Source organism: Blautia sp. St.27G3, assembly GCF_059728505.1.
Genome location: NZ_BAAGFO010000001.1, coordinates 303,575 through 327,854, shown reverse-complemented (window position 1 = coordinate 327,854; position 24,280 = coordinate 303,575). Strand labels below are relative to the sequence as shown.

At 43.0% G+C, this 24,280-nt stretch carries 25 protein-coding genes and 1 pseudogene; 15 read left to right on the top strand and 11 right to left on the bottom strand.

From position 1 onward, the window contains the following. Positions 1-269 precede the first annotated feature (269 nt). The 4 genes from AC6I2O_RS01380 to AC6I2O_RS01365 are packed head-to-tail and all read left to right on the top strand — an operon-like array spanning position 270 to position 2,308. On the top strand, positions 270-1,196 hold the full coding sequence (locus tag AC6I2O_RS01380) for a DUF362 domain-containing protein (RefSeq protein WP_497741581.1): 927 nt from the start codon (positions 270-272) through the stop codon (positions 1,194-1,196). Continuing rightward, positions 1,166-1,825, top strand: coding sequence for a permease (locus AC6I2O_RS01375; RefSeq protein ID WP_497741580.1), 660 nt, complete (start codon positions 1,166-1,168; stop codon positions 1,823-1,825). Before AC6I2O_RS01380 ends, AC6I2O_RS01375 begins: the two co-directional genes overlap by 31 nt. Positions 1,826-1,882: 57 nt before the next feature. Further along, positions 1,883-2,122: a hypothetical protein gene (locus AC6I2O_RS01370; RefSeq protein ID WP_120393791.1), complete on the top strand. Its 240-nt coding sequence runs from the start codon at positions 1,883-1,885 to the stop codon at positions 2,120-2,122. A gap of 21 nt (positions 2,123-2,143) precedes the next feature. Continuing rightward, positions 2,144-2,308, top strand: coding sequence for a GNAT family N-acetyltransferase (locus tag AC6I2O_RS01365; protein WP_120393790.1), 165 nt, complete (start codon positions 2,144-2,146; stop codon positions 2,306-2,308). A gap of 693 nt (positions 2,309-3,001) precedes the next feature. Here AC6I2O_RS01365 and AC6I2O_RS01360 read toward each other — a convergent pair. The 9 genes and pseudogenes from AC6I2O_RS01360 to AC6I2O_RS01320 all read right to left on the bottom strand — a co-directional run bounded on the left by AC6I2O_RS01360 (position 3,002) and on the right by AC6I2O_RS01320 (position 8,332). Further along, positions 3,002-3,475, bottom strand: coding sequence for an RNA polymerase sigma factor (locus AC6I2O_RS01360; RefSeq protein ID WP_120393787.1), 474 nt, complete (start codon positions 3,473-3,475; stop codon positions 3,002-3,004). Positions 3,476-3,560: 85 nt separating this feature from the next. Then, entirely contained in the window at positions 3,561-3,989 is a 429-nt protein-coding gene (locus AC6I2O_RS01355) for an RNA polymerase sigma factor (protein WP_120393805.1), read from the bottom strand. 100 nt (positions 3,990-4,089) lie between these two features. Next, entirely contained in the window at positions 4,090-4,605 is a 516-nt protein-coding gene (locus AC6I2O_RS01350; protein ID WP_497741579.1) for an RNA polymerase sigma factor, read from the bottom strand. A gap of 404 nt (positions 4,606-5,009) precedes the next feature. Beyond that, positions 5,010-5,669 (bottom strand): helix-turn-helix domain-containing protein, encoded by a 660-nt coding sequence (locus AC6I2O_RS01345; protein ID WP_016306712.1) that lies wholly within the window; start codon positions 5,667-5,669, stop codon positions 5,010-5,012. 164 nt (positions 5,670-5,833) lie between these two features. Further along, positions 5,834-6,212, bottom strand: a pseudogene (locus AC6I2O_RS01340) (TnpV protein). Positions 6,213-6,218: 6 nt separating this feature from the next. After that, on the bottom strand, positions 6,219-6,389 hold the full coding sequence (locus tag AC6I2O_RS01335; protein ID WP_016306737.1) for a hypothetical protein: 171 nt from the start codon (positions 6,387-6,389) through the stop codon (positions 6,219-6,221). Beyond that, positions 6,364-7,062 carry a DUF4368 domain-containing protein gene (locus AC6I2O_RS01330; RefSeq protein ID WP_497741578.1) on the bottom strand — a complete coding sequence of 233 codons (699 nt, stop codon included), beginning with the start codon at positions 7,060-7,062 and terminating at the stop codon, positions 6,364-6,366. The genes AC6I2O_RS01335 and AC6I2O_RS01330 overlap by 26 nt, the downstream gene beginning before the upstream one ends. Before the next feature lie 23 nt (positions 7,063-7,085). Further along, a complete protein-coding gene (locus tag AC6I2O_RS01325; protein ID WP_497741577.1) occupies positions 7,086-7,994 on the bottom strand; it encodes an IS3 family transposase in 909 nt (302 codons plus the stop codon). Next, on the bottom strand, positions 7,991-8,332 hold the full coding sequence (locus AC6I2O_RS01320) for a transposase (protein ID WP_497741576.1): 342 nt from the start codon (positions 8,330-8,332) through the stop codon (positions 7,991-7,993). The genes AC6I2O_RS01325 and AC6I2O_RS01320 overlap by 4 nt, the downstream gene beginning before the upstream one ends. 297 nt (positions 8,333-8,629) lie before the next feature. On the opposite strand from AC6I2O_RS01320, the gene AC6I2O_RS01315 reads away from it, so the two are divergent. The 9 genes from AC6I2O_RS01315 to AC6I2O_RS01275 all read left to right on the top strand — a co-directional run bounded on the left by AC6I2O_RS01315 (position 8,630) and on the right by AC6I2O_RS01275 (position 16,312). Next, a complete protein-coding gene (locus AC6I2O_RS01315) occupies positions 8,630-9,439 on the top strand; it encodes a phosphate ABC transporter substrate-binding protein (RefSeq protein ID WP_120391380.1) in 810 nt (269 codons plus the stop codon). 12 nt (positions 9,440-9,451) lie between these two features. Beyond that, a complete protein-coding gene (gene pstC / locus AC6I2O_RS01310) occupies positions 9,452-10,318 on the top strand; it encodes a phosphate ABC transporter permease subunit PstC (protein WP_120391381.1) in 867 nt (288 codons plus the stop codon). A 2-nt stretch (positions 10,319-10,320) separates the two neighbouring features. Then, the gene (gene pstA / locus AC6I2O_RS01305; RefSeq protein WP_120391382.1) at positions 10,321-11,184 is read left to right on the top strand and encodes a phosphate ABC transporter permease PstA; all 864 of its coding nucleotides are present in this window, start codon (positions 10,321-10,323) and stop codon (positions 11,182-11,184) included. Beyond that, positions 11,181-11,936: a phosphate ABC transporter ATP-binding protein PstB gene (gene pstB / locus AC6I2O_RS01300; protein WP_120391383.1), complete on the top strand. Its 756-nt coding sequence runs from the start codon at positions 11,181-11,183 to the stop codon at positions 11,934-11,936. Before pstA ends, pstB begins: the two co-directional genes overlap by 4 nt. After that, entirely contained in the window at positions 11,936-12,580 is a 645-nt protein-coding gene (gene phoU / locus AC6I2O_RS01295) for a phosphate signaling complex protein PhoU (protein WP_120391384.1), read from the top strand. Before pstB ends, phoU begins: the two co-directional genes overlap by 1 nt. Before the next feature lie 2 nt (positions 12,581-12,582). After that, a complete protein-coding gene (locus AC6I2O_RS01290) occupies positions 12,583-13,257 on the top strand; it encodes a response regulator transcription factor (RefSeq protein WP_120391385.1) in 675 nt (224 codons plus the stop codon). Further along, positions 13,254-14,906 (top strand): sensor histidine kinase, encoded by a 1,653-nt coding sequence (locus AC6I2O_RS01285; RefSeq protein WP_120391386.1) that lies wholly within the window; start codon positions 13,254-13,256, stop codon positions 14,904-14,906. The genes AC6I2O_RS01290 and AC6I2O_RS01285 overlap by 4 nt, the downstream gene beginning before the upstream one ends. A gap of 127 nt (positions 14,907-15,033) precedes the next feature. Continuing rightward, positions 15,034-15,417, top strand: a complete 384-nt coding sequence (locus AC6I2O_RS01280) for a winged helix-turn-helix domain-containing protein (RefSeq protein ID WP_120391387.1) — start codon at positions 15,034-15,036, stop codon at positions 15,415-15,417. 547 nt (positions 15,418-15,964) lie between these two features. Continuing rightward, a complete protein-coding gene (locus AC6I2O_RS01275; RefSeq protein WP_120391388.1) occupies positions 15,965-16,312 on the top strand; it encodes a hypothetical protein in 348 nt (115 codons plus the stop codon). 23 nt (positions 16,313-16,335) lie between these two features. On the opposite strand, the gene AC6I2O_RS01270 is transcribed toward AC6I2O_RS01275, so the two are convergent. Further along, positions 16,336-17,775 carry an aspartate ammonia-lyase gene (locus AC6I2O_RS01270; protein WP_120391389.1) on the bottom strand — a complete coding sequence of 480 codons (1,440 nt, stop codon included), beginning with the start codon at positions 17,773-17,775 and terminating at the stop codon, positions 16,336-16,338. 503 nt (positions 17,776-18,278) lie between these two features. Here AC6I2O_RS01270 and AC6I2O_RS01265 point away from each other — a divergent pair. Then, on the top strand, positions 18,279-21,074 hold the full coding sequence (locus AC6I2O_RS01265) for a PAS domain-containing hybrid sensor histidine kinase/response regulator (protein ID WP_497741575.1): 2,796 nt from the start codon (positions 18,279-18,281) through the stop codon (positions 21,072-21,074). Between the two features lie 177 nt (positions 21,075-21,251). Here the strand turns inward: AC6I2O_RS01265 and tnpC are convergent, their stop codons facing one another. Further along, positions 21,252-22,688 carry an IS66 family transposase gene (gene tnpC, locus AC6I2O_RS01260; RefSeq protein WP_497741574.1) on the bottom strand — a complete coding sequence of 479 codons (1,437 nt, stop codon included), beginning with the start codon at positions 22,686-22,688 and terminating at the stop codon, positions 21,252-21,254. A 363-nt stretch (positions 22,689-23,051) separates the two neighbouring features. Here tnpC and AC6I2O_RS01255 point away from each other — a divergent pair, with 363 nt between their 5' ends. Next, a complete protein-coding gene (locus tag AC6I2O_RS01255) occupies positions 23,052-24,173 on the top strand; it encodes a nucleoside hydrolase (protein WP_497741573.1) in 1,122 nt (373 codons plus the stop codon). The last annotated feature ends 107 nt before the right edge of the window (positions 24,174-24,280 follow it).

Sequence of the window (24,280 nt, the reverse complement as noted above, 5' to 3'; positions counted from 1 at the left end):
TTTTTCATCTGTTCTGAAGGAGAACAGATGAGTATGAAAAATTGCTCTTTAGCTGTGTACACTATATCAAAAATGCGGGAAAAACACAAGAAATACCGGAATTGGCAGCAATAATTAAGCGTGTATTAATAAGAATTGTATGCGGTATTGGTGAAAAACAGAGTGAGAACCTGAAAGTATATACTGAATAACGAAATGGAACTTCCGAAAAGACCGATTATTTTTTACAGTTACGAACAAGCAAAGGAGCGAACAGGAGGTTTGTGAAAATGAGACAAAAACAAGTTTTTTGCATTATAGCAGCAATGGCGGTAGCTTTCGGAAGTTTTGTAAATGCCGGTGCGGCAGAAAATGATAACGCGAAGGAAACATCAGTGGTTTACATGACGGCGGACATCAGCCCGGAAGGATTGATGAGCGTTTATCAGTCGCTTGGCTGGACACCGAAAGGTGAGGTGGCAGTAAAACTCAGCACCGGGGAGCCTCCGGCCAGCAACTATCTGGATCCTGAGCTGATTAAGGAGCTGGTACAGTCAGTAAATGGGACGATTGTGGAATGCAACACGGCGTATGGCGGTGCCAGAATAGAAACAACCATGCATATGCAGGTAGCCGAGGATCATGGATTTACAGCAATTGCAGATGTGGATATTTTGGATGCGGAAGGGTCTATGTCATTGCCGGTAGAAGGAGGTATGAGACTGTCGGAAAATCTGGTGGGTTCTCATTTTGGAAATTATGATTCCTATCTCGTGCTATCTCACTTTAAAGGCCATGCTATGGCAGGATTTGGCGGAGCAATTAAAAATATTTCCATTGGCCTTGGGTCTCAGGAAGGAAAATGTCTAATCCATACAGCTGGCGAAAGCCATGACAGCCCATGGGGCGGGGACCAGACCGGATTTACAGAGTCCATGGCAGAAGCGGGGAAATCCGTATCTGATTATCTGAATCAGGGAGAAAATATTGTTTATGTCAATGTTCTGAACAATATATCCATCGATTGTGACTGCAACGGGAATCCGGCAGAGCCTGACATTCATGACATCGGGATTCTGGCATCCACCGATCCAGTTGCCATAGATCAGGCAAGCATTGATCTGACATTTGCTGCGGAGGGAAGTGAATCCTTGCAGAACAGGGTAAATGCTTTTCTGAAAAGGGAATGCGGGATGACTGGCTTGCTGCTTTCATGATGGCATCCATTCTGCTGAACCCACAGCTTATGATATACAGTACAGCACTTGGCATGGGCGCGTTGGCAGTCAGGATTGTTTCCTGCTCTCTGTGCGGTGTTACTGTCGGCTTGTTGGTTCATTTCTTTTATAAGGATAAACCATTTTTCAATTTTGACGGATTTCACGCAGATGTAAGCCGCGATACCGATCCGCATCTTTTTCTGAGGTTTTGTAAAAACTTTGGCCGGAATGTAAAAGCAACGGGAATCTATTTTCTGGCTGGTGTTTTGCTGTCTGTCTTATTTCAGCGATATGTTCCTTCGGATCAGTTTGCGGAATTATTCGGGAAGCGTAACGAGGGGTTCGGTGTGCTGATGGCAGCAACGATAGGAGTACCGTTGTATGTCTGTGGAGGCGGAACCATCCCTCTTTTAAGGGCATGGTTGTATGATGGCATGAGTATGGGAAGCGCGGCGGCATTTATGATTACCGGACCAGCTACGAAAATCACGAATCTGGGTGCAATGAAAATTGTGCTGGGGAAATGGAAATTTGCTGTGTATCTGGGATTTGTGATGGTCTATGCATTTTTGAGCGGGATTTTGACGAATATTCTATATTACCACGCCCTCGGATTTGTGCTATAATGGAGAAGACAGAGCGATTAATCGGAAGTTGTTATGAGAAGTTATTGGAGGAGTACTATGAAAAAAATACTGGCAGGAATAGGATTTGAAATTACAGGAGTATTGATGCTGTTATTTTCGTCTCTAATAGCGAGCATGAGTTTAGAAAATACAACAGAGTGGAATACCCAATTGGGAAGATTTTGGCAAACAGTATCTAATCTAGGCTTGTTCCCTGTGTTCGTGACAGGTGCTATTTTGCTTATAACAGGTATTGCATTTTCTTTATGGGGCGTTTTTTCGAAATCGGATAAGTAAGTTTATGAGCAGACAAGACAAATGAATCTGGAGAAATGGAACCTGTCATTTCAAACGCATTATAGCGTTGTGGCAGTTGATGATAAAATCATCGTAGGTTTTGGGGGCATAGATAAAACAGGGTATCCTGATCGTCTATATGTTCATGTGGACGATCAAAGAAAAGGGATTGCTTCTGATATTTGAAATCTTCAGGGCCTGCGTATATTTAGTTCCTTGTAAACTGACCTGAACAGTATAAAATTATAGAATGAAATGATTAGACCGAGGCCTCTTTGGAGGGCTCGGTTTTTGTGTAATTAAGTATGGCGTTTGGAACGGGTACCAGAATAGAAATACAAGTGGCAGGAAGAAAAATGTTTCTTCAGATATCGGGCGAAGCGGAGATGTCAATTCAAAGTTATTGTGACAGCCGCAGATACTGCAGCGAAATGAATCATCGCTCAGTTTCAAAAACAAAATTATATTTTATGCATATAATTTATTATACCCTCCGGAAATCCAGCATGACACACTTCTTCGGAGCGGTTGTAAGAGGGGATGATAAATGTATTATCACTCAGTACCGAATAGGAATGAGGTGATTTTAATTGAATAATTATAATGCTAATTGGATATTTAATCCGGCGAATCTGTTTGGCATGGGAAGGAATTTTAACAGAAACTATAATCGAAATACAGCTCGGCCTCATCCAAATAGTGTATCTGAGGCAAACACGGATGTTTCAGATTCTTCTCAGCATACAAACACAACAGAATCAGAGGAATTTGACTCTTCATGTTGCTGTGAGCGCGGGCCGATGGCATCTGCCAAATTCCATTAGAGAACATATCAAAGAACGCCCCCATACCCGAAGATACAAGAGCGTTATCAAACTATTAAGGGCAGAGATATTTTTTCATCTGCGTCCTTATCTTTTCTTTTGCGATAGAAATAGATTTACCCACCGAAGAAGCAGTACAATGCTCCATTTCAGCAATCTCATAGTAATTGAAATCGTACTCGTAATAGAGCAGGAAACGCCGCCTCTGTATCTCTGGAAGAGCGGCAATGGTACGGTGGAGCAGTTCGGAGCATTCCTGCTCAATAATCAGCTCGTCAACACCTTTCGGCGTAACCCTTGCCCTTTTGTTAAGGGCTTCATCGGAAAGCTCAAGAAATTCTTTGTGGCGTTCATCTGATTGCAGCAGGTTACGGTTTCTGCGCTCCATTTGCTGAAACTCTATAAAGAATTGTTCGGATACCTCTAATTCGTGATAGCCGCCTTGCCCGTCCTTAAAGCTGATAAAATACCTTGTGCCGTTTTCTGCCGCTTCCTCCCGAAGCGTATATGTCTTAACTCGGTATGCCATTATGTTTTTCCTCCTGCGAAAAAATAGGGCGAAAGGTTTTTGACCTCTCACCCCATAGCCCGCAGGCGAATGTGTTTTTCTTCCCTTACCGCTTAAAGGCTTTCAGCTTTTTCCGCAGGTGTCCCATCCTTGCATAGACAGCCCCCGTTGTCAGACCGACAATCGGGGCAATCTCCTTTGTGGAATAGCCCTGCATTTTTAGGAGAACGATTTTCAAAGTGCGCCTGTCTACTGTAACCAATGCAAGGTACAGATTTTCGTTTTCAATCTCGTCCAGCAAATCAGCCACCGTTCTAACCTCCGTCTGCTTCTCCCTGTCCGCCATTCCCTCAAGGTATTCCCCGACATCATTCAGATAGCGGTAAAACCGTCTGGCGGCATTAAAATCCGCCCTGTCATAGATACGGATTTTCTCAATGGTATCCTCGTCAACACCGCACCTCCGTAAAATCTTTTCCTCAGCTTCTTTCCAGATACGCCATTTGCGTTCCTCCCGCCCGTGGTTATATGCCATTTCTTTTCCTCCAATCGGGATTCCCATAAATCCAAGATTGAGAGGGCAGTATGAAAGCCCCCTCGATTTCCCAAAGGAAAAATCAAAGGGGGCTTTGCACTTAAAATCTGCTTTCCATTATTTTTCTGAGCTTTGCCAGAATTTTGAGCTTGTGTCTGTTTACCGTACTCTGGTCTACATTTTTCATCCTTGCAATCTCTTTCGAGGAAACACCGTCAAAGAAGATTGCCCGTATCAACGCCTGCTCATCGTCCGACAGCAAGAGCAGGGCGGCGTTAAGCCTGTCCAACATCATGGAATGGATAACTGTTTCCTCAACGCCTGCCGCTTCATCAGCGATAAAGTCCAGAGCGTTACCCTCGCTGTCAACAAAGCCGTCCAATGAAAGCAGGCTGTTCTTCGTATCCAGTTTCTGAAGATAACGCCACCGCTCTTTATCCCGATAGAAGTCCGTGTACTGTTCCCGCACAACCTCAATCAGACAGCCCTGCACAGGGATAAAAAGCTTGTCCGAATATGTACGGTCTGCTTCTCTGCGGCGGCAAAAATCCATATAGGACAACTCCGCATAGCTGCCATTCTCTTTGATATATACCTTTCTCGGTGCGTATTTCACCGTAGACACCTCCAATCTGAATTTTGAATATCGTTAAAATCCAGATTGAAAGGCGGGGAACGGCAGCCTACGCCAGAAACCGCTTTACGGCGCATTTCTGCAAAAAGTGACAAAAGAAAAACCGCAAAGGCTGTCACACCTTTACGGTTTAAGGAGAATTTATTTCTATTATGTAGAGATTTGACTTCTACTTTTGAGGTACAAAGCCCCCTTGCGATGGCGAGGATTTTTTTAACAGGTCATCCACCCATCCTCTAAATGATATATGTAAATGCAAATGAAAGCTGCTTGCAGGCAAAAGAAATCCCTCCAAACTTCAAAAAGCGAAGTCGGAGGGATAGCAAAGCATGGGATAGCAGCTCACCGAACATCGTTTTTTTTATTCGGTGAGCAAACTTTATATTTTATTGTTCCATAATATAGAGCATCTCAGTTGCCGCCACTGTATAGGTTTTACCTTTTTTATCATGGACGACTATTTTTTCTGTGTTAATCTCATCAATGGTCACAGAACAGAAGCTGATAGGCTTAACAACAGAAAAAGGTAGTTGCTGCCGTTTTTTTAGATTGCATTTCATATCGGTAAAATAATCTGCCAAATTCAAAGTAACATCCTCAGATGGAATTTTGGGGAGTTCCTTATATTTCTCCTTATCTGCATCCGTTATACTTGAAATTGCAGAGATATTTAATAACCCTCTTTTTCCTTTATCACCAATAAATAATAAGAAATTTTCTACTTCGGCAACGATAGCGATACAATATAATCCCTGGAATTCTCTATCATTTAAAAATATTTTCACCCATTTTCCCAAATACGGAGCACAAACCGAGGTGGAACCTATTTGCTCCACATTCATTTTTTGGGCTTTATCCCGTAAAAGATAGTCTAAATCCGTATCCAATAAATCACAAAGTATCAATAGCTTCTCCGTTTCGGGATAACCTTGGCCCGTTTCCCATTTGGAAACAGATTGTCTTGATACATTGCATCGTTCGGCTATATCTTCTTGAGATAAGCCCTTATTTTTTCTTAATTGTTGTAGAGTGTCTGCAAATGCCATAACCCTTCCTCCTTGAATAATTTGATAACTCTATGATAAAAAAATTTATGAACATATTCTACCAACTTTATCGTGCTTTTCCGCAACTTGAAGTTGCAACAGTATTTTCATGGGGTATGTATAGTATAATCGTTTTATTAACCTATTACAATGAAACATAAAACTTAATCCATATAGACAATTTCCTCGTTCACAATTTCCCTCGCACAAGCCCGTATGTTATTCATCCTCCCGACCCATTCTAAGGCGTTTTCAGCCTTTAGCCGTTCCGTGATACCCTGCGCCTGTTTCATGCCCTCTATGAGCCGTTCAAGGCGTTCCTGCGCCTGCCTGTCAATGTCGGCAAGGTAGGAATTGAGTCTGCCGCTTGTGAGAAGATTGAGGTATGTAACCCTGCGGTGCTGTTTCAGATAGTCCAAGTGCCGCCGCCCGAATAAGCCAATCGGCTGCTCCTTTTCGGCGGGTAATGTAATGCAGGGGATAAGGTAATCCCCCCTGCCGCTCATATCTGCCGCCCAGTTCCTCAAAAATTGTCTTTGCCATGTCTTTCTACCTCCGTATTTTTAATTTGACCGTCTTTGCATGGGCGAACTTGATAATCAATTCGTCCACGCAGTCCGTATACCTGCCCTCTGCAATCAGCTTGTTTCGGAAATCATTTAAGCAGAGGATTATCACCCGCCGCTCCGTTTCATCAAGATACAAATGATACTTTTCCATTGTCTTTCCCCTCGTTTCTGCGGCGCATCTCCCAGCCGCCCGTGTTCCTTAAAACCTTTGCCTTGAAGCGGCGTTCCCCTATGTAACCGCCGAAGCGGTAACAGATTTTAATTGCCTGCTCTGTTCCTGCTTCGGTTTGTGTGCGGTCAAACACCTCAATGCGCTCCACCAAGAGATTGAGGTTTTCGGCGGTCAGTTCCTGTATCCCCACATATTCCGCCATCAGAGCCGCCCACTGCACCGCATTAGTCTGGCTGTCCTTGACCTCCTGCAAGGCGTTTTCAAGGCTCTGTATCTGCTCTAAAAGCTGTTCCTGCTCCGTCTGGTACTTGTCAATCAGACGGGCAAAGTTGTCATTAGAGATACGCCCCGAAAGGGAATCCTCATAAAGCCTGTCGAATAACCTCGTCACTTCGTCATAGCGTTTCTTCGCCTGCTTCAGCCTGCTTTCGTTGGATTTCCCCCTGCTCCCGTCCGCCTTTGTGTTCATCTTCACCGCCAGAGCCACCGCTCTGTCCCTGTCCTCATAGGCAAGGCGGGCATGGTACTGGATATCGGCAAGGACGGCATTGTATAAATCCTCGTAGAAAATACGGTGGTCTGAGCAGGCTTTTGAATTATGGGCGTAGGTGGTGCAGATATAAATACTGATATTGTCAATATTGGTTGACACTTTTTTTGCAAGGATATCAATGCCTAAGCAGCAGTATCCAGAGCTTCATAATATCTCTGCCGCTTGACCATAGGAGGAAGCCCATCATTGGAAGAGCATATCCTCCTGTTGTTCCAATAACTGATGAAATATCTCCAGATGAGGGTTTTCAGTTCCTCTACTGTCATTTTTTCTGTGTCATGCCTCCCATAGATGAGTTCTTCCTTCATCCGAGCCCACATGCTCTCGCAACGGGCATTGTCATGGCAGCGTCCGCCGGCGCTGTTCATGCTCTGGAGAATGCCATACTTTGCTACTGCCCTGCGGTAGGTCTCACTGGTGTACTGAGATCCACGGTCAGAATGGATGATGGCTCCCCTGAGCGCCGGGTAAGACCGGACCGCATTGGTAAGCATACGCTCGCATAGTACGGCTTTCATGTTTGTATCCATTGCCATGCCCAGAACTGCAGCATCGAAACAGTCAAATATGGCAGATACATAGAGTTTTCCATCTCTTGCTTTGATCTCGGTTATGTCCGTGATACATTTTTTGAGTGGTTCCCTGGATTTGAAATCCCTTTTCAGCAGGTCCTCAGATTTACGCGCCTCACGATCTGCTTTGGTGATCCCATTTGGTCTGTGTTTCGGGCGATGGCTCAGCCCGATCTCTTCCATGATGCGGTAGACAGTGCGTTCACTGGGAAGGTGGACACCTTCCGTCTGTTTTAAAAGAAGCGCCTGATACATACGGATCCGTCCGTAAGTGTCGTTGCATTCATCCTCAGACACGACTGTCCTCATGGCATCAGCTAACTGCTGGTATTTCCACGGACGGTCTTTGTCTGCCAGATATTTATAAAATCCCTGCCGGGTTACTTTCAGCATCCGGCAGTAGAAAGAAATCTTTCCCTTTATAACGCCGTCCTTGGTTTTTATGGCAAGGGACATCATTCTCTGCCTTTTGCAGACTTCCGACGGCTGGCGGCGAAAAAAGCGCTTGCCTCTTCGAGAAATTCGTTTTCCTCTTTCAGGCGGCGGATTTCCTTTTCCTGCTCCTTGACCTGTCTGCGTAGGAGAGCCAGTTCTTCTGCAAGATTCAAGGCAGTTTTCGGAGTATGTGAGCCGGAACCGACATTCAGTCTTCCCTCTCTGGCAGCCTTTGTCCACGCATATATAGTGTTTTCAGGGATACCTAACTCGGCTGCAGCTTTTGCACCGCCAAGCTCTTTTGCTAATTTTACGGCTTGGATTTTATATTCCATGTCGTATTTCCGTTGTTTTTTTGCCATTGTAGTTGCCTCCTTATTTCTCTTTGATGATACATCAAATCCTTGAGTGTAAGGTGTCAACTAAAATGATACAACATCATTCCTGTTCCTGCATGAAAATTTTACACCCAAATCCATTGCTGGCTGTGTCCTAATCGGAATAGGAACATTGCTTATGGTACTGTAATCTTTGCTTACGGCCAAAAGGATGATTTGACATAGATTTTACAAAAGGTTTCTTTTTCATTTTACATTCGGTTGCTATCATAATAGACGTAGGCTACAAAAATAAGTGTAAATCAGAAAGGAATCTTAGTTATGAAGAAAATCGCAATTTTTTTTGTTTTGGCAGTAATGACTGCCAGCATTTTTGCAGGCTGTGGGCAGAAAAGTGATAGCGGAACAGTTTCGACAGACGGCTCCACATCTATGGAAAAGGTAATTGGAGCGTTGGGGGAAGCCTTTGAACAGGAATATGACAGTGTAACTTTTACATATAACCCAACAGGTTCCGGCACAGGCATACAAGCTGTTTCCGAGGGAAGATGTGACATCGGTCTTTCCTCCAGAAATTTGAAAGATGAAGAAAAAGAGCAGGGGCTTAGCGAAACGGTTCTGGCTTATGACGGAATTGCTGTTATTGTGAATCCCGAAAATGATGTAAGCGATTTAAGCGTTGAAGACATTGCCAAAATCTATAAAGGTGAAATTACAAACTGGAAGGATGTAGGTGGAAAAGATGGGGAGATTGTCCCCATTGGACGTGAAGCAGGAAGCGGCACAAGGGACGGTTTTGAGTCCATTACAAAAACAGAAGACGCTTGCAAATACCATCAGGAACTTACATCAACAGGAGATGTAATTACAACAGTGGGAGGTAATCCAAACGCTATTGGTTATGCATCGCTGGCATCTGTGTCAGACAGTGTAAAAGCAGTATCTGTAAACGGAGTAACACCAAGTGAGGAAACTGTAAAAGATGGAAGCTATGTTGTACAGCGTCCGTTTGTTCTGGTAACAAAGGAAGATAAAAAACTTTCAGGAACTGCTCAGAAATTTTTTGATTATGTTACATCAAGTGATGCGTCAGACATTATTTCAAAAGCAGGGGTTGTTCCTGCAAAGTAAAGGAGCCTTGCTATGAAGAATAAAAAAGCGTTTGAAAATATGATTCATGGCATATTCCTTATGCTTGGCTTGATTGCTGTAGGCTGTGTTTTGCTAATCACTGTTTATTTGGTTATAGCGGGAATTCCTGCCATACGGGAAATAGGCTTGTTTAAGTTTTTATTCGGAAAGACGTGGGAATCTACATCGGCAAATCCGTCTTATGGAATACTGCCATTTATATTGACGAGTATATATGGAACAGCAGGCGCTATCATAATAGGAGTTCCGATTGGTTTTTTGACGGCGGTTTATCTGTCAAAAATAGCACCACAAAAAATAAAGGCGGCAGTTGGGACAGCAGTAAGCCTGCTCGCGGGAATTCCGTCGGTAGTATATGGATTGGTTGGTATGCTTGTCCTTGTGCCTGGAATCCGTGAGATTTTTCATTTGGCGGACGGAGCAAGCCTTCTGGCAGCAATAATTGTTCTTGCCATCATGATACTGCCATCAATTATAAAAGTATCAGTTACGGCACTTGACGCAGTTCCAAAAGAATATGAAGATGCTTCTCTTGCTTTAGGGGCAACTCCAGTTGAAACCTATTTTAAGGTTTCCGTTCCAGCGGCAAAAAGCGGTATTGCAGCCGCTGTTGTGCTTGGCATCGGCAGAGCTATTGGTGAGGCAATGGCTGTAATGATGGTATCGGGAAATGTTGCAAATATGCCGGGGTTATTTCAAAGTGTCAGGTTTTTGACAACTGCAGTGGCAAGTGAAATGTCCTATTCAAGTGGCCTTCAAAGACAGGCGTTATTCTCAATCGCACTTGTGCTGTTTTTATTTATCATGCTTATCAATGCGACTTTGAATTTCTTCCTGAAGGGCAAAAAGGGGGATTAAATATGCAGAACAGCAAAATTTCTAAAGCACGAAAAGCATATATAAGCATTATGAAAGCACTTATGTGGCTTTCTGTTGCAGTTACCTGTTCGTTAGTGGCATTTCTCATCATTTATGTATTTGTAAAAGGGATTCCTAATATTTCATGGGGACTGTTATCTGAAAAGCCGAGTTATTTATCAGGGAAGATTGGGATTCTGCCCGATATTTTAAATACAGTGTATATTGTAATAGCTACATTGCTTATTGTTCTTCCTATAGGAGTTGGGGCAGCAATCTATTTAACCGAATATGCACAAAATAAAAAATTAGTGAACATTATTGAATATGCCGCAGAAACACTTTCAGGTATCCCGTCAATTATTTATGGATTGGTAGGAATGTTGTTCTTTTGTCAGTTTTTGAATATGAAAACGTCTCTCTTAGCAGGTGCATTGACTTTGGTCATCATGAACCTTCCGACAATTATGCGTACCACACAGGAAAGTCTGAAAACTGTGCCACAAAGTTATCGCGAGGGAGCTTTCGGTCTTGGTGCAGGCAAATGGCGTGTTATCCATACAGTGGTTCTTCCAGGTTGTGTTGATGGAATAATAACAGGCTGTATTTTGTCAGTGGGCAGAATTTTGGGAGAATCGGCGGCACTTTTGTTCACTGCGGGATTTGCCCATGCGCTGAACGGAATAATTGATGGGCTTTCAAGTTCCGGTTGTACACTTACGGTTGCGTTATATGTATATGCGAAAGAACAAGGAGAATTTGGGATAGCGTTTGCAATAGCAGCTATTTTAATGATACTGACTTTAATTATAAATTTGTCTGCAATGCTTGTAGAAAAGTATTTCAGAAAAAGGAGAAACGTATGAGCAATATCATAACAGTAAAAGATATGTGTCTGTGGTATGGGGAGCATCAGGCGCTTAAAGATATAAATATAGACATTCCGTCAAAAAGTATTACCGCTTTCATAGGACCGTCAGGCTGCGGAAAATCCACTTTTTTGAAAAGCCTGAACAGAATGAACGATCTGATACCAAGTGTAAAGATTACAGGCGATGTTAAGTATAACGGTAAAAATATTTTTGGATCTTCTGTGGATGTAAATGAACTTCGCAGAGAGATAGGAATGGTTTTTCAAAAACCAAATCCGTTTCCTATGAGTATTTATGACAACGTTGCCTATGGTCCGCGTACACACGGTGTTAAAAGTAAAGCAAAGCTTGATGATATCGTTGAGCAATCGTTGAAAGATGCCGCCATTTGGGAGGAAGTAAAAGACAGGCTTAAAAAGAATGCCTTAGGTTTATCAGGCGGCCAGCAGCAAAGGCTTTGTATAGCAAGGGCTTTAGCCGTAAAGCCTGCCGTTCTGCTTATGGACGAACCTACATCGGCTCTCGATCCAATATCGACATCTAAAATTGAGGAATTAACTATCAAACTGAAAGAAAACTATACAATCATTATGGTAACACATAATATGCAACAGGCAGTGCGTATCTCAGACCAGACAGCATTTTTCCTTTTAGGAGAACTTGTTGAGTATGGAAATACAGAAACTCTGTTCTCTACTCCAAAAGATAAAAGAACAGAAGATTATATTACAGGGAGGTTTGGATAATGAGGAGCAGATTTGACGAGCAGCTTGCAATTTTAAATAAAGAAATGATTGAAATGGGTGCTTTGTGCGAAGAAATAATTTCTAAGGTTTTGAAAGCATTAACCGATGAAGACAAAGATTTTTTGAATGGTATTTCGACTGCTGGTACTGAAATTGACCGTAAAGAGCGTACAATAGAAACTCTTTGTTTAAAACTTCTGCTTCAGCAGCAGCCAGTGGCAAAAGATTTAAGACAGATTTCGTCAGCTCTTAAAATGATAACAGATATGGAGCGCATCGGCGACCAGGCTGAAGATATCGCAGAAATAATACCATTTGTTGAAAACCGTCCTGAAATGGCAGATACCCTTTTACACGAAATGGCAAAGGCAAGCATTAAAATGGTGACTGACAGCGTTGACGCGTTTGTTGAACATGATGTTGAACTGGCAAAAAAAGTTGTGTCGGACGATGATATTGTTGATAAATATTTTGACCTTATAAAACAGGAAATAATCCGTGAAATTATATCAAATCCAAAAGACGGCGAATGTTCTATTGACCTCTTGATGATTGCTAAATATTTTGAACGAATCGGAGACCATGCCACTAATATTGCAGAATGGGTAGTCTTTTCTGTTACTGGTATTCATAAGGAGGGTTAAATATGATTTGGTGTGTAGAGGATGATGCCAGCATAAGAGATATTGAAGTTTATGCTTTACAGTCAACAGGCTTTGAAGCCCGTGGCTATGAAGATGGAAATACTTTTTGGCAGGAACTTCAGAGTGAGAAGCCGGAACTTGTTGTCCTGGATATTATGCTGCCTGGAATGGATGGAATCCAAATACTAAAGAAAATGAGGGAAAATAAAGAATTTCAAGCTATTCCGGTTATCATGGCTACCGCCAAAGGTGAGGAATACGATAAAATACATGGACTTGATCTTGGAGCTGATTATTATTTGGCAAAGCCGTTCGGTGTTATGGAATTGGTTTCCTGTGTCAAAGCTGTTCTCAGAAGATGCCAGCCTAAAAGAATCGATCATCTGCTTAAGACAGGAAATTTGATCGTGAATTTAGATGAACATACAGTAACTGCAAACGGCGAACGCATATTGCTTACATTTAAGGAATTTGAAATCCTGCGGCTGTTTCTTTCCCATCCAGGTATGGTGTACACCCGTGACCAGCTTTTTAATGATATATGGGGTATGGATTATTGTGGTGAAACGAGAACTGTGGATATGCATATCCGTACCTTAAGGCAGAAACTTGGGATTTATGGAAAAATGATAGAAACAGTGAGAGGGGTAGGATACCGTTTGGAGGCAATAGAATGACAAGAAAAATATTTAATTCTATTATCATAGTGGCAGGAACGATTTTACTTTCAAGTGTTATTATCATTATGGGATGCTTATACAATTATTTTGAAGATGTAAGGGAACGTGGCCTAAAAGATGAACTGAAACTATCAATGGCTGCCGTAGAAGATGACGGAGTCCACTATTTAGAGAAAGTTAAGTCTGACCGTTACCGTATTACCTGGATTGCAGCTGATGGAACTGTCATATATGATACAGCTGCAAACAGTGAGGAACACGAAAATCATCTGGAACGCATGGAAGTTAAGAGTGCATTGGAAAATGGAGAGGGGGAAAGTAACCGTTACTCTGATACGCTGTTTGAAAAGACAATGTATTATGCAAAGCGGATGAATGACGGCAGTGTACTGCGTATTTCTACAAGCAGTGCAACTGTGGGATTACTGGTTCTTGGTATGCTGCAGCCTATTTTGATAGTGGTTGTTATAGCTTTGATTATGTCAGGTATATTAGCGGGCAGACTTTCAAAAAGGATTGTTAAGCCGCTGAATGACTTGAATCTGGAGAAACCGCTGGAAAATGATACATATGAAGAGATATCTCCCCTGTTACTCCGTATAAGCAGACAGAACAAAGAAATTAAAGCGCAAGTTAAGGCGATTCAGCAGAGAGCTGCAGAATTTGAACAGATTACAGGCTGCATGAATGAGGGTCTTGTTTTGATGGACAAGGACGGAATCATACTAAGCATAAACCCGGCAGCAAATAGGATTTTTTCATTAGATGAAAGCTGTGTGGGCAGGGATTTCCTCACGGTTTACCGTGACCATGAAATGAATCTATGTATAAAAAACGCAATAGAGTCAGGGCATTGTGAAATACAACAGACGAGATTTGGAAGGGAATATCAGTTCGATGCCAGCCGTATAGAATCAGACGACGAAATGATTGGAATTATTCTCCTGATATTTGATATTACCGAAAGGGTTCAGGCAGAGCGTAACAGACGTGAGTTTACAGCTAATGTTTCACACGAGCTTAAAACACCGCTTCAGGGTATTATCGGCAGTGCAGAACTTATCGAAAACGGTATGGTAAAGCAGGAAGATTTGCCACGTTTTATTGGACATATACGAAAAGAAGCTTCAAGACTTGTTATACTTGTTGGAGATATCATACGCCTCTCGCAGCTTGATGAAAAAGCAGAGCTTATAAAAGAAGAAATTAATCTTTTACAACTGGTGGAAGAAACAACTGAAAATTTAAAGGACATTGCAAAAGATAAAAATATTGAAATCAGTATTGACGGAAAGCAGGTTATAATTTATGGTGTTAGAAAATTACTGTATGAAATCATATACAATTTATGTGATAACGCTATAAAATACAATATCTACGGTGGCAATATAAAAATTTCTATTACAAAAAATAACCAAAATGCGGTACTAACTGTTGCAGACACAGGCATTGGTATTCCACAGGAACATCTTGACAGAGTGTTTGAACGTTTTTACAGAGTTGATAAAAGCCATTCAAAGGAAACGGGAGGAACAGGGCTTGGGCTTTCTATTGTAAAACATGCAGTGGCATACCATCATGGAAAAATTGATATAGAAAGCAAGGTGAACAATGGTACAACCATCACAATCAAATTTCCGATGTAATGTAAGGAATACCAAACATAAGTTTCGATGAAAATAATGTGTGGCATCTATTAGGGGGTGATAAGCTAGTGGACGGTTATTAATAGCAGAATTTTCGGAGAAAGATAATTCTGTTTTTGATGAAGTGATGGAATTTCTCAACCAATATCCATGTTTTGAGCATTTACGAATAAAAGATGAACCGATGGTTTCGCTTCCGGGTCTGGAGATTTACCCCAATCGGCACAAAATATACCGTGACAGGCGGGAAATCAATCTGACAGCAAAAGAGTATGAGATACTGGCGCTGCTTGTAGCAAACAAAGGCCGTGTACTCACCTATGACCAGATATACCAAAAGGTTTGGGGCGAAGAAGGGTTTGGCAGCGAGAATAACACGGTGGGATGCCAGGTTCGTAATCTTCGTGAAAAACTGTACGAGGCAGAACCGGACGCACCATTTTCAATCCGTTGTGTGCGTGAGGTTGGCTATTGTTTTGAAATAAATTCAGAGGAAAAAGATGCTACATAATAACGGCTTGGGAAACTGAGCCGTTTCTTTTTTTTGCGTATCATAAACCGTTAAATTCTGTATATTCTCCCAAAATCAGATTTTGTACATCATTTTTCATTGTACCATGTCGTAACTTGCGGTTTCCTACTGCATTTCTACTGTTTGTCTACCGTTGTTCTACTGTTACGTTTTGTATAATTTCCCCCACAGACAAGCTGTCAGGGGAAGGCTGTACTGAAGGCTGCGTATCCCCGGAAAGGGGACATCATGCATAAAATACGGACAGGGACAAGATGTCCGCCGACGCTAATCATACATATTTTTTTAATACAAACCGTAGTCTTTGAGGGGACTGCGGACTTTTTTTATTCGACAAAGTTATTTCCATCTCTTGTACATATTCCAAAATCCAATCATATTTTTAATACAAGCGCATCTGCCTTACGGTGGGTGCGCTTTTTCTTTGTCATAAAATGTCTGTTCCTGACATCTTATCGTTCCCGCGCACCACCCTTTGGTCTTGAATTTTTAACTTTCAAAAATCTCAAGACTGGAGGAAATCAAAATGAAAATTAAATATGAGTTTGCAGACGGAACGGTGTCAGAGGTCGAGGTGGAGGAATCTGTCGGTGCTGTCATCGTCGAGTCCAGGCGCAAGGAGGACAACCTGTCACGCAAGGAACGCTACCATTGCTATTCCCTGGACTCAGCACAGTTTGAGGGTATGGACTTTCCGCAGCGGGAAAGGAGGCAATTCTCTTTGTTTGTGATTTTCAACAAACTTTGTTGTTTTTTGCCGAAAAAAGAAAAAAAGAGATCTGTAAAAAGCAACGGGAAACTGGAAAGCAGGGCTTGTAAGAAAGGACCGCGCACACTGGAGATTCAGTGTGGCGGTCCCATTTTTGAATTATAGAAAGTTTGTTGTTTCTAAATTGGTTAGTTGCCTTTTTTGAGCAGCAGTTCTTTGCCGGAAATGCCGGGTTCTGTCATATGTATCGGATCGAGGATACCTTCGAGGTCTTCCTCGGACATGATACCCTCCTGAAGAATCAGGTTCCGTACGGATTCTCCTGTCTTAAGCGCTTTCTTTGCAATATCGGCAGCTTTCTGATAACCGACATGCGGGCAGATTGCGGTGATGATGCCGACGCTGTTCTCCACGAGATAACGGCAGCGTGTTTCATTGGCCGTGATACCGAGTACGCAGTTGTCGATAAAGGTCTGTACGGCATAAGCCAGTGTGTCGATGGACTGGAACATGCAGTAGAAGACGATCGGTTCGAAAGCGTTCAGCTCAAGCTGTCCGGCTTCCGCAGCCATTGTAATCGTCACGTCGTTGCCGATGATATTAAAGGCAACCTGATTTACAACCTCCGGGATAACCGGGTTTACTTTTCCCGGCATAATGGAAGAGCCGTTCTGCTTTGCAGGGAGGTTGATTTCGTTAAAGCCTGCTCTCGGTCCGGAGGACATCAGCCGCAGGTCATTTGCGATTTTGGACAGAGTAACGGCACACGCTTTAATTGCACCGGAGACAGCCACGAACGGGTCGAGGTTCTGTGTTGCGTCGATCAGGTCGAAAGCCTGTACGAAATTCATGTTTGACACTTCGCTTAAGTTCGGAACGATGCGGAGCAGGTATGTTTCATCAGCGTTGATGCCCGTTCCGATAGCGGTACCGCCCATATTAAGGGCGCGCATTTCGTCCATGGCTTTATCCATACGGTGAATGTCGCGCATGATGGCTACCGAGTACGCGCGGAACTCCTGGCCGAGACGAATCGGGACAGCATCCTGCATCTGGGTACGGCCCATTTTGATGATGTGATCAAATTCGTCAGCTTTCATGGAGAGTGCTTCATGGAGGCGGAGCAGTTCTTTTTTCAGATTCGCAAGAAGCCGCAGGGACGTCATTTTACCGGCAGTCGGGATTACGTCGTTTGTGGACTGTCCACAGTTGACGTGATCGTTCGGGTGTACGATTGAGTAATCGCCCTTCTGGCCGCCGAGAATTTCGATGGCACGGTTGGCGATAACCTCGTTTGCATTCATATTGAGGGAGGTGCCGGCGCCTCCCTGGATCGGATCTACAATAAAGTCATTGTGGAATTTTCCGCCGATAATCTCATCACATGCCTGCACAATCGCATTTGCTTTTTTCTTATCAAGCAGGCCGATTTCACAGTTTGTGATCGCGGCAGCTTTTTTGATATACGCAAGGCTGTTGATGATCTCCGGGTGCATATTCAGCCCCGTAATGTGAAAATTTTCTGCAGCACGCAAGGTCTGTACGCCATAGTATACGTCTTCCGGTATGTTTTTGGCGCCAATGGAGTCTTTTTCTGTACGAAAATCAGGTGTTTTTTTCTCTTCCATGTGTAAATTCTCCCTCATTTTATAAATGTGTTTCAAAATCTGTACATTAACGTTATTGCTATTATATGCAAAGTGTAAATCAGATTCAAATACAAATATGCGTATGACAGTTATAGGCGTTTGTCTATATGTATGTAATTACTATAGCTGTTTGGCTATGGCTTCTGATTTTTCAATTCAGGAAAGGAGAGGGACTTTGCCAGAAATGTGCAGATCTTCCGGAGTGATCAGGATGAAATGTTAACGTTGAATTTTTTAGGGTATTTGCACACTGGCTTTTATCTTAGCCGGCTGTTTCGAAAGAAAATGGGAATGACAGCGGGGGAAATGAAAGAATATTTACAAATGCTGTGAAGTCTGCCGCAAAAATAGATGAAGTATCCGACATCTATGGAGCGGCAGCTCTTTGTTTAATTGACTTTTATTTCCTTTTTTTTTATAATAAAAGTATTATTTTGGATTGAAAAGAGAATAAATATTCAGGAAATGAGGAGGAGAGAGGCATGTATCATTGCCATATTCAATTCTATTTCGTGGGAAAGTCATGCAGGGTATTTGAATGCATAAAAACACTACAGCCTCAGGAGCATTTTACACATGCATTTTCAAAAAGCAGTCAACCAGAGCAGACATTGACAGCCAAAGCAGACGTGATCGTAGTTAATTTGCAGGATGCGGATGAAAAACAGTTGTTGAGGACGCTGATTCGGGAAAAATCTGAAAAAGCCGAGCTTTTTGTGCTTGCTGAGAAAGAGCAAATCATGCTTTTGGCAGATGTGCTTCCGGAGATAAAGGATATATGGGTGTGGCCAATGTCTGATGAAGAGATAAGCTTTCGTTTATTGAGATGGCAGCAGACTTACAAGATGAGTAAGGATTACTGGCAGACCAGCCATTATCTGGAGGCAACTATCAATAACGTCCCAAATCTGATCTGGTATAAGGATAAAAACGGGATACATGAGAAAGTAAATGACAGTTTCTGTAAGACCGTAAATAAGACCAAGAAGCAGGTAGAGGGACGCGGCCACGCTTATATATGGGATGTAGAGCAGGATGATCCGGCCTGTATAGAGTCAGAGCATAAGGTTATGACCCGGAAAGAAACCTTTACGTCGGAGGAAATCATCAGGGCTGGGGAGGGCATGAGGACCCTTATGACTTACAAATCTCCGCTGTATGATCTTGACGGGAGCGTCATGGGAACGGTAGGCGTAGCGATTGATGTGACGCAGGAGCGGGCCTACGAACAGGAGATCATGCAGAAAAAGAGAACGCTGGAAACGTTGTTTACGACGATGGACTGTGGAATTATGTGCCATACTATGGATGGTTCACGTATTATCAGCATCAACAGAGCTGCTCTTGAGATTCTTGGCTATGATTCTCAGGAAGAGATGATGTTAGACGGATTTGACATGATTGCTGCTTCTGTTGCCGAGGAAGATAAAGAAAAGCTGCGAGCTTGCATTCAGAAGCTTAAAAAGGAGGGGGACACAGTCAATCTGGAATACTGCGTCAATAACAAGTCAGGGGAAATCCGTCATGTAATGGGAAATATCAAGCTCATAAAAGAAAACGGCGAGTTGCTTTGTCAGCGTTTTCTTCTCGACTGTACTGCGCAGAAGCTGAAAGAAAAGGAGAAGGAGAGGCAGCAGGCGGAACTGATCTATGCGCTGAGTATTGACTACAATTTTGTATATTTTCTGGATTTGAATACCGGCTATGGGACACAGCTGCGGCTGGATGAAGAGAACGAGTGTCTGTTTGGAAATATCTTTAATGAAGAACTTCTATTTGAAGAAAATATGGAGCGTTACATAAATATTTTTGTCTGTGATGAGGACAAAGACCAGCTTAAGCAGGCGGTTTCCTGCGACTGGATGCGAAAAGAACTGTCCGAGCGAAAACAATGTCATGTAAATTATCGTACCGAAAAGGACGGAGAAATGAGATATTTTCAGATGAAGCTGGTGCGCACAGGGGTCTGGGATGAAACTGGGCGCGGTGTTGTTTTGGGCTTTCGCAGTGTAGACGAAGAGATTCGCAATGAAATGGAACAAAAGAGCCTGCTGGAGGATGCGCTTTTTGAGGCAAACCGTGCGAGCCAGGCAAAAAGTGTCTTCCTTTCGAACATGTCGCATGATATTCGGACGCCGATGAATGCGATTGTAGGTTTTACGGCGCTGGCGATCAGCCATATTGATCAGAAGGAGCGGGTGGAGACTTATCTTGAGAAGATAAAAACATCGGGCAATCATTTGCTAAGCCTGATTAATGATGTTCTGGACATGAGCCGTATTGAAAGCGGAAAGATGCGCTTGCAGGAACAGTGTTGCAATCTTCCGGAGCTTTTGAACGGACTTCAGAACATTGTACAGGCAGATGTCCACGCAAAGCATCAGCAGTTGTCGGTGGATGCGTCAAATATTCGCAATCAGGAAGTTTACTGTGATAAACTGAGGCTGAACCAGGTGCTATTGAACCTTGTCGGGAATGCCGTCAAATATACGGAAGAAGGCGGCTCAATCTCGCTGAAAGTCACGGAAAGAACAGGCGCGGCAAAAGGGTGCGCAAGTTATGATTTCTGTGTGAGAGATACGGGGATTGGTATGAGCGAGACATTTGTGGCGCATATTTTTGAACCGTTTGAGCGAGAAAAGAATACAACGATCAGCGGCATTCAAGGAACCGGTCTTGGAATGTCAATCACAAAAAGTATTGTGGAAATGATGGACGGTTCGATTGAAGTAAAGAGTAAACAGGGAGTCGGGTCAGAGTTTACGGTTTCTTTCACTTTCCAGTTAGTAGCAGGGCCAGAGTCTTTGGCAGATCCGAATAGTTTGTATTTTGATATCATAGAAAAAAAGGTTTTGCAGGAGGATGAACAGGAGGAAGATACAAAACAGGCAGAAGCTGGTCAGAGACGTATTCTGCTCACCGAGGATAATGAGCTGAATCAGGAGATTGCCGTTGAGATTTTGAGCGGCGCAGGATTTTATACGGAGGTTGCGGAGAACGGGAAGGTTGCCGTGGATATGTTGCGGAGATCGAAGCCGGGTTATTATCAGCTGGTACTGATGGATATTCAGATGCCGGTCATGAATGGCTATGAGGCGACACGGGCGATTCGGGCTTTGGAGGATCAGGAGCTTTCTTCCATACCGATTTTGGCGATGACGGCGAATGCATTTGAGGAGGACCGGCAAAAAGCGCTGATGAGCGGGATGAATGGACATATTGCGAAGCCGATTGATATAGATCGTTTACTGGATACTCTGGGACAGATCTTAAAGTAAAGAGTAAAAAAAGATAATTTTGAGGATTAATTTGGAAATGATTGATAATCGTGATTTATGTCACTGATAAAAAGGGAAAAATAAGAGATAATGCAGCTATCAAAGCAATACAGGCCTAAATTGCGTGATAAAACAACGTATATTTTAAAGTTTAGAGGTAACTATTCAGAGCCAACACTATTCAAAGATGAAATTAGGGTGGCCTGAAATTGCATTTTTGATTGCTTCGTAAGCATTGTATCCCTGCTTATGTGCCGTACCAACGTAGGACATGATTTTCAGATAATCTCTGGCGCCTTCTTCAGTTCGGAAGCAGCCGGATACTTTGGTCTTAACCTTTATCATCCGAAGATCACGCTCTGCCTGGTTGTTATCAAACGGAACCATGAAGTTATGGATAAAAAGGCAGACCGAGGCCTTGTGATTCGCAAGGCGTTCTACCAAGGCAAGGATTTTTCCCTTTTTCTTCCGTCCACGTTTTTTCTCTGTGGTTTCCAGAAGAGGATTTTCTTTCCTTGCCAGTTCGAGGAGTTCATCATACTTCTTATCGAACTTATGATAGTGATAATAGCTCAGAGAGTCCTTGCCTTTCTCTATCGCTTTCTCTTTGACCTTTTTCATTTCCAGTAAAAGGTTTATAAACGCAGATGTCCATTTCTGGTCAGGATGATTTTCATTTATCCCTGTCAGCTCACGGAGTAGATGGGCACAGCAGACTGCATGCCGTATATCCAAGTAGTTCCAGTAGGAAGCCCAGCAGTCATGCATGGCAATCCCTCTGAATTCTGGGAGAACACCGCATTGCTCCATGCCTTCGGTCCCACGTTTGGGACTGATATCAAGATAGGTATATTCACAGTTTGAGGCATCATGAACCCACCAGAGCTTTTTATCCACTCTGGTTCCGGTTTCATCGAAATGTCCAAGTGAGGAACCGATCATCTTATCCTTTATCTTACCGACTGTTTCACTCAGGCTGTCAGCGCATCTTTTTACCATGCTGCTGATCGTTCCTGTTGCAATCGGAATGTTAAATACTCCGGAAAGAATCTCATGAGTGCGTTTGATGCTGACTGCACCCACGGTGTTTAATGCGACAGATAGTGCCTGCAGGTTTTCACCATATTGTACGGTTGCTTTTACATCAGAAGGGAATTCTCCTCTGCGGGTGTCCCCATGCAGCATACAGATTGGAAGTTCCAGTGCCTGATGTTCTGTTACATTGACTGTAACAACCGCATCAATCACATGGCGTTTTTCTGCGATGCATGCGGTGCCTTTACACATCTGATAGTGCGGACATCCTCCGCATGAGGATGGCATATGCCTGACGATTTCGTCCGGAGCTGTTATCACCGCCAGATGTGTTCCCTGGTGTCCGCTCTGCCCGCCAGCTTTTTTCCCGGATGGCTTCCGGAGACTCTTTGGGGCAGGCTTTTTAAAGCCATCGCTGGATGGCGGTTTGGAACTGTTTTTGGAATTCTTGTTAAGCTGTTCCTTCAGTTCCTGTATGGTCTGATTGAGTTGGGCAATCAACTGAGTCTGAGCAGCGATAGTTGTTGATAATGCTTCATTTTGTTGTAATAACTGTTTAATCAGTTCATCGTTTGTCAACCGGACCACCTTCTTCCGATAAAATTTGATACTTCTATTTTAACGGAAAATGAGCCAAAAAGCGAATCATATCGTTTTGGTGTACTGTCAAAATGACGGTGGATAACCAGAAAAAATCAGAGATTAACTGCCGATAACTCTCGGATAAAATTGACAAATAGTCCATTATTAGGCTGTGATCAAGGATTGATGATGCCATAATCCACAGGCCAAAAGCACTTGGCAGTTATATTGAAAAGTTATCCACTTTTCGTGATAAAGTAATGGTAAAACAGAAATTTTATTTTCTCTGTTTTGACCAAAAATCAATATGCACTAAACGGGGTGCTGAATAGTTACGTTTAGAGAAAGAAGGTAAAAAATATGAAAAAAGCTTTAGCTGCAGTTCTCACTGCCGGTATGGTATGCTCTATGGTATCTCCTGTAACAGCATTTGCTGCACTGGAAGATTATAATATTGTAACATCTGCTGATACGCACAAAGTTATCTTTGATACGGATATGGGTTATTTTCAGGATGATACGTATGCGCTGTTTATGCTTCTTCAGGCAGATGCAGCAGGTTATCTTGATCTGTTGGGCGTGACATCTGTTGGCGGAAACTTGACAGTTGCAGAAGGAACTACAGGTATCCTGAATCAGCTGGAAGCAGTTGGAAGAGAAGATATCCCGGTATACATGGGAACAGATATTCCGATCATGGGTCTGCAGGATGACGAGACAATCGCAGCAAACGGACTGAAGAGAATCAAGAGTATGGACAAAGTTCTGAAATACGGCGATACGATTTCCTATGATAACCTTGGCGAGCTTGAGAACGAGACATGGGGCTACAGCAGCCTGAAACCGCAGGAAGACAAAGCATGGGAGTTCATGGTTCAGGCAGTAAAAGAGAATCCGGGTCAGGTTACAATCATCGCAGTAGGCGCTTGTACAAACGTAGCACTTGCAATTATGAACGATCCGACATTTGCAGAGAACACAGCTGGTATCTATTACATGGGTGGCGCAATCGACGTTCCTGGAAACGATACACCGTGTGCTGAGCGTAACTGGTACTACGATCCGGAATCTGTAGATATCTGTCTGCAGGCTGATTTCCCGGTACAGGTAGTTGTTCCGCACGACATTTCCTACAATCAGGTTCTTACAAAAGACCTCGTAGAAAAGCTTATGGATGGCGAGACTGCTTTCAACAAGCTGGTTGAAGAGCATGCATATCCGACATTTGTAGAGGATCCGGAGCGTCGTCAGAGACTGTGGGATGCACAGGTTCCAGGTATCTTCCTTTGCCCGGATCTTATCACAGTATCAGATGTACGTGACATCGCAATCGTATCAGATATGGGTTACGCATACGGCGAATCTGTAGCATGGGCAGAGGGGACTGGCCCGGCTAAATCTACAACATGTACAGTTGTATATGATGTAGACGGAGAAGCATACTGGAACTTCGTAGCAGATCTGTTTAGTGCTCAGTTCTAATTCAGGTTTTTCATTTAGTTTCACTTAAGATACATGTTTTTCATTAAAAACTCCTAATGGCTGTCGTCCGGTTAGTGACCTTTAACCGGGCGGCAGTTTTTTTGTTC

Excerpts from the sequence above, each read along its gene's own strand:
- AC6I2O_RS01355 (WP_120393805.1), bottom strand. The coding sequence starts at position 3,989 with ATGGCATATAACCACGGGCGGGAGGAACGCAAATGGCGTATCTGGAAA.
- AC6I2O_RS01325 (WP_497741577.1), bottom strand. The coding sequence starts at position 7,994 with ATGATGTCCCTTGCCATAAAAACCAAGGACGGCGTTATAAAGGGAAAG.
- AC6I2O_RS01265 (WP_497741575.1), top strand. The coding sequence starts at position 18,279 with ATGTATCATTGCCATATTCAATTCTATTTCGTGGGAAAGTCATGCAGG.
- AC6I2O_RS01360 (WP_120393787.1), bottom strand. The coding sequence starts at position 3,475 with ATGGCATACCGAGTTAAGACATATACGCTTCGGGAGGAAGCGGCAGAA.
- AC6I2O_RS01335 (WP_016306737.1), bottom strand. The coding sequence starts at position 6,389 with ATGGAAAAGTATCATTTGTATCTTGATGAAACGGAGCGGCGGGTGATA.
- AC6I2O_RS01375 (WP_497741580.1), top strand. The coding sequence starts at position 1,166 with ATGCGGGATGACTGGCTTGCTGCTTTCATGATGGCATCCATTCTGCTG.
- AC6I2O_RS01380 (WP_497741581.1), top strand. The coding sequence starts at position 270 with ATGAGACAAAAACAAGTTTTTTGCATTATAGCAGCAATGGCGGTAGCT.
- AC6I2O_RS01365 (WP_120393790.1), top strand. The coding sequence starts at position 2,144 with ATGAATCTGGAGAAATGGAACCTGTCATTTCAAACGCATTATAGCGTT.
- AC6I2O_RS01270 (WP_120391389.1), bottom strand. The coding sequence starts at position 17,775 with ATGGAAGAGAAAAAAACACCTGATTTTCGTACAGAAAAAGACTCCATT.
- pstA (WP_120391382.1), top strand. The coding sequence starts at position 10,321 with ATGCAGAACAGCAAAATTTCTAAAGCACGAAAAGCATATATAAGCATT.
- AC6I2O_RS01320 (WP_497741576.1), bottom strand. The coding sequence starts at position 8,332 with ATGGCAAAAAAACAACGGAAATACGACATGGAATATAAAATCCAAGCC.
- AC6I2O_RS01315 (WP_120391380.1), top strand. The coding sequence starts at position 8,630 with ATGAAGAAAATCGCAATTTTTTTTGTTTTGGCAGTAATGACTGCCAGC.
- pstB (WP_120391383.1), top strand. The coding sequence starts at position 11,181 with ATGAGCAATATCATAACAGTAAAAGATATGTGTCTGTGGTATGGGGAG.
- AC6I2O_RS01290 (WP_120391385.1), top strand. The coding sequence starts at position 12,583 with ATGATTTGGTGTGTAGAGGATGATGCCAGCATAAGAGATATTGAAGTT.
- AC6I2O_RS01345 (WP_016306712.1), bottom strand. The coding sequence starts at position 5,669 with ATGGCATTTGCAGACACTCTACAACAATTAAGAAAAAATAAGGGCTTA.
- AC6I2O_RS01255 (WP_497741573.1), top strand. The coding sequence starts at position 23,052 with ATGAAAAAAGCTTTAGCTGCAGTTCTCACTGCCGGTATGGTATGCTCT.
- AC6I2O_RS01285 (WP_120391386.1), top strand. The coding sequence starts at position 13,254 with ATGACAAGAAAAATATTTAATTCTATTATCATAGTGGCAGGAACGATT.
- phoU (WP_120391384.1), top strand. The coding sequence starts at position 11,936 with ATGAGGAGCAGATTTGACGAGCAGCTTGCAATTTTAAATAAAGAAATG.
- AC6I2O_RS01370 (WP_120393791.1), top strand. The coding sequence starts at position 1,883 with ATGAAAAAAATACTGGCAGGAATAGGATTTGAAATTACAGGAGTATTG.
- AC6I2O_RS01280 (WP_120391387.1), top strand. The coding sequence starts at position 15,034 with ATGGAATTTCTCAACCAATATCCATGTTTTGAGCATTTACGAATAAAA.
- pstC (WP_120391381.1), top strand. The coding sequence starts at position 9,452 with ATGAAGAATAAAAAAGCGTTTGAAAATATGATTCATGGCATATTCCTT.
- AC6I2O_RS01275 (WP_120391388.1), top strand. The coding sequence starts at position 15,965 with ATGAAAATTAAATATGAGTTTGCAGACGGAACGGTGTCAGAGGTCGAG.